Origin of the sequence: uncultured Oscillibacter sp. (assembly GCF_910579365.1) — a bacterium.
Lineage (GTDB): Bacteria > Bacillota > Clostridia > Oscillospirales > Oscillospiraceae > Oscillibacter.
Genome location: NZ_CAJTUX010000025.1, coordinates 25,373 through 32,650 on the forward strand (window position 1 = coordinate 25,373; position 7,278 = coordinate 32,650).

At 62.5% G+C, this 7,278-nt stretch carries 8 protein-coding genes; 5 read left to right on the forward strand and 3 right to left on the reverse strand.

What is annotated here, in order from left to right:
- The first annotated feature begins 9 nt into the window (after positions 1-9).
- Positions 10-738: a transposase gene (locus QZ329_RS07955; protein ID WP_295750779.1), complete on the forward strand. Its 729-nt coding sequence runs from the start codon at positions 10-12 to the stop codon at positions 736-738.
- Positions 735-1,616: a PfkB family carbohydrate kinase gene (locus tag QZ329_RS07960; RefSeq protein WP_295750782.1), complete on the forward strand. Its 882-nt coding sequence runs from the start codon at positions 735-737 to the stop codon at positions 1,614-1,616. The genes QZ329_RS07955 and QZ329_RS07960 overlap by 4 nt, the downstream gene beginning before the upstream one ends.
- A 54-nt stretch (positions 1,617-1,670) precedes the next feature.
- Here the strand turns inward: QZ329_RS07960 and QZ329_RS07965 are convergent, their stop codons facing one another.
- Positions 1,671-3,074 carry a GNAT family N-acetyltransferase gene (locus QZ329_RS07965; RefSeq protein WP_295750785.1) on the reverse strand — a complete coding sequence of 468 codons (1,404 nt, stop codon included), beginning with the start codon at positions 3,072-3,074 and terminating at the stop codon, positions 1,671-1,673.
- Between the two features lie 182 nt (positions 3,075-3,256).
- Here QZ329_RS07965 and QZ329_RS07970 point away from each other — a divergent pair, with 182 nt between their 5' ends.
- Entirely contained in the window at positions 3,257-4,804 is a 1,548-nt protein-coding gene (locus QZ329_RS07970) for a sodium-dependent transporter (protein ID WP_295750788.1), read from the forward strand.
- A gap of 99 nt (positions 4,805-4,903) precedes the next feature.
- Here the strand turns inward: QZ329_RS07970 and QZ329_RS07975 are convergent, their stop codons facing one another.
- Positions 4,904-5,377 carry an 8-oxo-dGTP diphosphatase gene (locus QZ329_RS07975; protein WP_295750791.1) on the reverse strand — a complete coding sequence of 158 codons (474 nt, stop codon included), beginning with the start codon at positions 5,375-5,377 and terminating at the stop codon, positions 4,904-4,906.
- 135 nt (positions 5,378-5,512) lie between these two features.
- Here QZ329_RS07975 and QZ329_RS07980 point away from each other — a divergent pair, with 135 nt between their 5' ends.
- Together QZ329_RS07980 and gpr are read left to right on the forward strand one after the other, a co-directional pair.
- On the forward strand, positions 5,513-6,016 hold the full coding sequence (locus QZ329_RS07980) for an SLOG family protein (protein ID WP_295750794.1): 504 nt from the start codon (positions 5,513-5,515) through the stop codon (positions 6,014-6,016).
- Between the two features lie 85 nt (positions 6,017-6,101).
- The gene (gpr, locus tag QZ329_RS07985; protein WP_295750797.1) at positions 6,102-6,998 is read left to right on the forward strand and encodes a GPR endopeptidase; all 897 of its coding nucleotides are present in this window, start codon (positions 6,102-6,104) and stop codon (positions 6,996-6,998) included.
- Positions 6,999-7,077: 79 nt separating this feature from the next.
- Here gpr and QZ329_RS07990 read toward each other — a convergent pair.
- A partial coding sequence (locus QZ329_RS07990; RefSeq protein ID WP_295750800.1) for a putative dsRNA-binding protein occupies positions 7,078-7,278 on the reverse strand: 201 nt, incomplete at its 5' end.

Sequence of the window (7,278 nt, forward strand, 5' to 3'; positions counted from 1 at the left end):
AATATCACAATGAACGGTTATCGCTACGACCCCCACACCCACACCGCCGAAACCAGCCGCTGCGGCCACCTGTTCGCCGCCGACGTGGTGGACCGCTACGTCCGCAGCGGCTTCACCGGCCTGGTGGTCACGGACCATCTGCATCCTGAGTACCTCTCCCGCATCGACACGGAGCACAACTGGGACAAGGTCATGGACCACTACCTGGGCGGCTATCACGCCTCCAAGAAGCGGGGCGACGAGGTGGGACTGGATGTCATCCTGGGCGCGGAGCTCCGCTTCCCGGAAAACGACAACGACTATCTGGTCTACGGCATTGACGAGCAGTGGCTCCGCTCCAACCCCTATATCTGCTGCATGAGCGCCCAGGAGTTTTTCGACAAGTACCACGATCAGGTCCTCATCATCCACGCCCATCCCTTCCGCAAGGGCAGCGCCCCGGTGCAGGAAACCGCCGTCCACGGCGCGGAGATCATCAACGGGAACCCCCGCCACGAGAACAACAACGACAAGGCGCTGGAGCTCTGCCGCCGCCACCCGGAGTACTACCGTCTGGCCGGGTCCGACACCCACCGGGACGGGGACGAGGCCCGGACCGCCGTAATCCTGCCCGAGCGGGTTCAGGACTCCTTCGCCTATAAGCGCATCATCGAAAGCCGCAGGTTCCGCCTTTGGAGCCCGTCGTTCCAGGAGTTCGTAGAGGCCGACGAGGCCATTCGCGGGGAGGAAAAAGCATGAGCCAGTTCAACACGTTAATCATCGGGGAAATTGCCCAGGACACCAATGTGGACTATGACGGAACCACCGTCCAGGCCATCGGCGGCGCGGTGTACTATTCCGGCTTCGCCGCCGCCAACATGGGCCACAAGACCGCCGTTTTGCCCAAGGCGGACACCGCCCAGGTGGACCTGAGGGCCGCCTTCGCCGCCGCGCCCAACGTGACGGTGTTCCCCCTCCACAGCACCCATTCCTTCGTCACCAAAAACGTCTACCACACCCCGGACCGGGAACGGCGGACCTCCACCGTGGACAGCAAGATCGATCCCTACCGGCCCCAGGAGGTCCCGGAGGAGATCGACGCGAAGATCTGGCACCTGGCCGGTTTGGTGGGCGGCGACATTCCCGACGAATTCCTGCCCTTTGCCGCCCAAAAGGCTATGCTGGCCATTGACGTGCAGTGCATGCTCCGCTGGGAGGAGAACGGCGGCATGGTCTACCGGGACTGGGCGGCCAAGAAGGACCTGCTCCCCTGCGTCCGCTTCCTGAAGACCGACGCCGCCGAGGCGGAGATTCTCACCGGACTCACCGACCGGACGGAGGCCGCCAAGGTCCTCTACGGCTGGGGCGCCAAGGAAGTCCTCATCACCCACAACACGGAGGTGCTGGTCTACGACGGCAAGGAAATCTATACCTGCCCCATCAAGGCCCGGAGCCTGGGGGGCCGGACGGGCCGGGGAGACACCACCTTCGCCTGCTACATCAACGAGCGGCTGACCCAGGATATCCCGACGGCTCTCCAAACCGCCACGGCGCTGGTCTCCTTGAAAATGGAGACTCCCGGACCCTATATGGGAACCCGGGCCGACGTGGAGGCGTACATCAAAGCGTTCTATTAAGCGCCTGTCTATCCATAGAAATGTCCCCGGCGATACCGCCGGGGACGCTTTTTGTTATACCAGTTTCTCGAAATAAAAGAAGGCGCCGTCCTCCCCGTTCCGCCGCATACAGGCGGAGAGCATTTTGAAGGACGCCTCGTTCTCCTTGAAGCACTTGGCGAACACCCGGCCCAGGTGGAGCTTGTAAAGCCCCCACTCCGCCGCCGCCGTGAACGCCTCCACGCCGTAGCCGTTTCCGGCGTAAGCCCGGTCAATGCGGCAGCCCAGCTCCGCGCCGCCCCGGCAGTCGAAATTGTACAGCACCGCCTCGCCAATGAGCTTCCCCTCCAGCCGGACGGCGAAGTTCACCGCCAGATGGTTCTCGAAGTCCCGCTTCGCCACGTCGAAGAAGCTCCGCTCCTCCACCGGGCCTCCCAGACCTCCCACGTCGTCATAGCCCCACCAGCGGTTTCGCTCCTGGTCCAGCACCAGGGCGTTGTACGCGGGGATATCCTTCTCCGTCAGGGCCGAGAGGGTCAGCCGTGCCGTCTCCACCTTGGGAATCTCCGTGATGTGGCGCATCAGCTCGTTCATGGGCTCAAAGCGGTACTTGGAGGCCAGCTTGGCGGGGCCGTACTGGAGCTTAGAGGTGCGAAGGCCCTTGTCCGCCGCGTCATCCTCCCGGTCAATCCACTGGCAGTTCCCCCCGAAGGCCAGGGCAAACGCCTGGACAAAGGCGGGATAGACTCCGGTGTAGGAGTACAGCGCCTTCTCAATATGGATGATGAGGGTATCCCCGCAGCGCTCCGCCAGGGCCAGGGCGATGAGCTTGTCCCCGTCGAACATTCCCCCGGCCACAAACCAGGGCTTTCCCGCCAGCTTCAGCATCTTCTTGGCCAGGGCCAGTTCATCCCGGGCCTTGGCGTTGTCCCCCTTGGGGAACTCCGCCTCGTAGTCCCTCCAGAACCGCTCCACGGCGTCCGCGCTGGCGGCGGTCAGGGGCCGGACCTCAGCCTCCGGCCACTGGGCCCGGAATTTTTTGATGTGGTTGCGCTGGCCGGAATAGCGCCGGCCGGTGAAGTACTGAAGGTCCTCCCGGTAATAGACATAGTCCCGCCAGGTGCGGATGTCGCTGACCCGGACATAGGGGTAGCGGCTCAGCAGCTCCCCCGCCTTGTGCTCCGGCACCATGGAGATTACCGGCAGCTGCCCCGCCTCCAGGCAGTACGCCTCGATAGCCCGCAGGGCCGCGTCCACGTCCCCCTCCGGGCCGGGAACGGGGTAGTCAAAGTTCCATCCATTGGCGTCCCGGTTCCGGACCACCAGACAGCCCGCAATCTCCGCCCAGGCGGGGTGGAGCGTCTTTTTCCACATGAGCTTCGTGCCCAGGGAGTATTCGCAAAGGCCGTAATTACAATCCTTGTAGTAGCGCCGTAGCTTCGCGCCGTCCTGTTTTGTCACTGGTTTAAATTGTTGCATAAGTCCCATCCTTAGTCCTGTTCTTTAATAATTGTATAGAAAACCACACCGCATCAAAGCGTGAAACGGACAACTTTCCATCTATTAAAAACATTTTGTAAATTTTTTTTGTAATTTTCCTTGACGAATGGATTTGCATATAGTATATTTGTTAATAATTACCGATAAGAGGAGGTATTTTTGTGGAAAATGAGAGAGGTTCGTGGGGAAGTAACTTAGGCTTCCTATTGGCCGCCATCGGCTCCGCCGTGGGCCTGGGCAACATCTGGGGATTCCCCTACAAAATGGGCAAGTCCGGCGGTTTCGCCTTCCTGGTCGTCTATGTGCTGCTGGCCATTTTCGTGGGCTTCAGCATTATGATGAGCGAGCTGGCTATGGGCCGGAAAACCGGCAAGGGCACCATCGGCGCATACCACGCCCTGTCCACGCGCTTTAAGTGGGTGGGCTGGCTGGCGGTGTTCTCCCCCTTCGTCATTTTGAGCTTCTACACGGTTCTGGGCGGCTACTGCATCGAGTATATGTCCCTGAACCTGAGCAACCTGGCTTTCGCCGGTGCAGAGATCAAAACCGGGGCGGACCTGTTCAGCGCCATGCTGACCAATCCCTTCGGCTGCGTCATGTTCACCTTCCTGTTTATGATCATCTGCTACCTCATCAACCGGGGCGGCATCGCCGGCGGCATTGAGAAGTTCAACAACGTGGGCATGCCGGCCCTCTTCGTGATGCTGGTCATCATCATCATCCGTTCCGTCACCCTGCCCGGCGCGGCGGAGGGCCTGAAATTCATGTTCCTCCCCGGCTACGCGGTGCAGGCGGGCTTCATTGAGTCCGCTCCCAGCTTCATCTCCGTGCTGGCTACCGCTGGCGGGCAGATGTTCTTCTCCCTGTCCCTAGCCATGGGCATCACCATCACCTACGGCTCCTATATGAAAAAGGAGCAGAACATTGTGAAGAACTCCGTGGTGGTGGTCTTCGCGGACACGCTGGTTGCCATCATGGCGGGCATCGCCGTCATCCCCGCCGCCGTGGCGACTTACGGACCCAGCGCCACCCTCAGCGGCCCCAAGCTGCTGTTCATCACCCTTCAAGACGTGTTCCAGGCCATGGGCGCCATCGGCCCCCTGTTCGGCGTGATCTTCTACCTGTTCGTGCTGGTGGCCGCCATCTCCTCCGCCATCGCCCTGATCGAGGTGGTGGTCACCTTCCTGCTGGACCACGCGGAGAGCAAGGGCAAGCAGGGCAACCGGTCCAAGATCGTGTTCTGGGTGTGCGTGGCCATCATGGTGGAAGCCGCCCTGGTGGCCGTGGATGGCCTGGGCAGCAACGGCGTGTGGGTACCTTTCCAGAAGATGATTGGCATCGGCCCCTGGAACGACTGCTGGCTGGACTTCATGGATGCCCTGTCCGAGGGTCTGGCCATGCCCGCCGGCGCGCTGATTATGAGCATCATGATCGGCTGGGAACTGCGGACCAAGCCCATCACCGACGAGATTCACCACGGCGCGGAGCAGATTCACTGGCTGAACACCTTCATGGACATCTGCCTGAAGTTCATTGTTCCCATTGCCATGGCCTTCATCCTGGGCGGCCAGATCGGCGATTTCTTCACCATGGACGCGGAAACCCAGGGCCAGAGCGTCTACTATATCGGCTATGTCATCGGCGCGGTAATCCTGCTGGCCTCCTGGCTGTTCGCCATCAACTCCCCCAAGCGGAAGGAGCCGCTGTAAATCAGTCTTCCCAAACAGGAAACATCCTAGCCTCAAAAAGGGCGGAGCTTCGGCTCCGCTCTTTTTCTGCGGCGGCCCCGCTCCCCACTATACCAAATTTCAGGAAAAATGCAAGGGCTTTCCATTCAGCGCCGCCTGGACCAGCCGTTCCCCCTCATAGCGGAGCTTCAGGGAGAAGAAGGGGGCGTCCTCGTCCAGCAGCCGGAGGAAGAGCTTGTCCCCCTCCCACAAAGGCAGGGAGAGGAGGTCCGCCTTCTTAATCCAGGCCAGCTCCCCCTCGCTGCACGCGTGAGGGGTCCCCGTCCAGGCGGAGGCGGTGAAGAGGTGCATGTACTCCGTGGGGGCCTGGTTGGAGACAAAGGTCACCAGCCCCCGGTAGCGGTATTCGGTCAGGGTCAGGCCGGTCTCCTCCCGGCACTCCCGGAGAATGCAGTCCTCCGGGCTCTCTCCGTCCTGGAATTTGCCGCCCACGCCAATCCATTTCCCCTGGTTCACGTCATGGTCTTTTTTCACCCGGTGGAGCATCAGGTACGCGTCCCCCCGCTCCAGATAGCACAAGGTGGAGTAAAGCATTCCGGTCTCTCCTTCCCACGGCGGCAGACGCCGTGGCTTTTATTATACCGCACCCGGCGGCAAAAGAAAAGGCTTTACATTTCAGAACGAATGTTCTATACTGGAAACATCTCTCCAGGAGGAAAGGAGGCTCCCATGCGCTCCAGACAGATCAGCTGCTGCTTCACCGGCCACCGCCCCGGAAAGCTTCCCTGGCGGTACAACGAGGCGGACCCCCGCTGCGCCGCCCTGAAGCGCCGCATCGCCGACGCGGCGGAGGCCGCCTATGAGGAGGGCTACCGCCACTTTCTCTGCGGCATGGCCCTGGGCTGCGACCTCTATTTCTGCGAATGCGTTCTGGCCCTCCGGGCGGTCCATCCGGACATCACCGTGGAGGCCGCCGTGCCCTGCCCCACCCAGGCGGACGGCTGGCCCCCAGAGCAGCGGGCGCGCTACCGCCGCCTGCTGGACGCCTGTGACTTTGAGACTCTGGTTTCCAACAGGTACACCCCTTACTGCATGCAGCGGCGGGACCGTTACATGGTGGACCACGCCTCGCTGCTCATCGCCGTCTTTGACGGGACGCCCGGCGGCACCCGCTATACCATGGAGTACGCCATAAGCCGCCGCATCTTTGTGGTGGACCTGCCGGTCGTTTGATTTTTTCCGCATATTCCGCCGCCTTCCGCAAATCATAGAAACGGAAATTTACGAGCCCTCGGGCTCTTTGTCAGGAGGCGGCCCTATGTTTGCAAAGCGCACAGACCTGGCCCTGGAGGCCAGGGAGCTCTGGCAGGAATCCGCGGAGAAAACCACCCGGCTCTCCGGCGTCAAAGCCACGAAGTCCCGGGAGGAGGGATATCCCATTACCCGGGTAGACATTCTGAACCACCGGGGAGAGGAGGCCCTGGGCAAGCCCCGGGGCAGCTATCTGACCATTGATCTCTCCAGCTTCTGGCAGCGGAAAGCGGATTTTTTTGAGCGGGCTGTCCGGGCGGTGGGCAGCCAGCTGAAAGCCATGCTCCCCGCCGAGGGTCCGGCGCTGGTGGTGGGGCTTGGCAACGCCGCCATGACCCCGGACTCCATCGGTCCCCTGGCGGCGGACAGCGTGCTGGTCACCCGGCACCTGATCACCGCCATGCCCAAGCACTTCGCCGGGTTCCGCCCGGTGGCGGTGTTCCGGGCCGGGGTGCTGGGCACCACCGGCGTGGAGTCCGCCGAGTCCGTCCGGGGTCTGGTGGAGCAGGTCAAGCCCTCCCTGGTCATCGCCATTGACGCCCTGGCCGCCCGGCGGGTGAACCGGATGTGCGCCACCGTCCAGCTCACCGACACCGGCATTGTCCCCGGCTCCGGCGTGGGCAACCACCGGGCGGCCCTGAACCGGGAGACCCTGGGCGTGCCGGTTTTCTCCGTGGGCGTCCCCACGGTGGTGGACGCGGCCACCCTGGCGGCGGACCTTCTGGAGGAGGCGGGCATCGCCGAGCTGGACGAGACCCGTCTCCGCCACGGCAGACAGCCCTTGATGGTGACCACCCGGGACGTGGACCAGCAGGTCCGGGACCTGAGCAAGGTGGTGGGCTACGGCGTCAACTGGGCCCTTCAGGATTTGGAGATCGAGGAGATCAACGCCCTTCTCTCCTGACGTGTCCCGGACGCAAAAACCCCCGGCGGAATCCCGCCGGGGGTTCGCGTTCATTCCATCGAAGTCAAAGCGCGGGGCCTTATTCATGCAGGCGCTCCAGCGCGCTTCTGGCGGCGGCCTGTTCCGCCTCCTTCTTGCTGTGGCCGGAGCCGGAACCGATGGGCTTCCCGTTCAAAAGCACCTCCGCCGCGAAGGTCTTGGCGTGGTCGGGTCCCTCTTCCCCCACCATGCGGTAGGTCAGCACCTGATCCGCCTGACGCTGGACCAGCTCCTGGAGGGC

Coding starts and splice junctions, on each gene's coding strand:
- QZ329_RS07975 (WP_295750791.1), bottom strand. CDS start 5,377: ATGCTTTACTCCACCTTGTGCTATCTGGAGCGGGGGGACGCGTACCTG.
- QZ329_RS07960 (WP_295750782.1), top strand. CDS start 735: ATGAGCCAGTTCAACACGTTAATCATCGGGGAAATTGCCCAGGACACC.
- QZ329_RS07965 (WP_295750785.1), bottom strand. CDS start 3,074: ATGCAACAATTTAAACCAGTGACAAAACAGGACGGCGCGAAGCTACGG.
- QZ329_RS07980 (WP_295750794.1), top strand. CDS start 5,513: ATGCGCTCCAGACAGATCAGCTGCTGCTTCACCGGCCACCGCCCCGGA.
- QZ329_RS07955 (WP_295750779.1), top strand. CDS start 10: ATGAACGGTTATCGCTACGACCCCCACACCCACACCGCCGAAACCAGC.
- gpr (WP_295750797.1), top strand. CDS start 6,102: ATGTTTGCAAAGCGCACAGACCTGGCCCTGGAGGCCAGGGAGCTCTGG.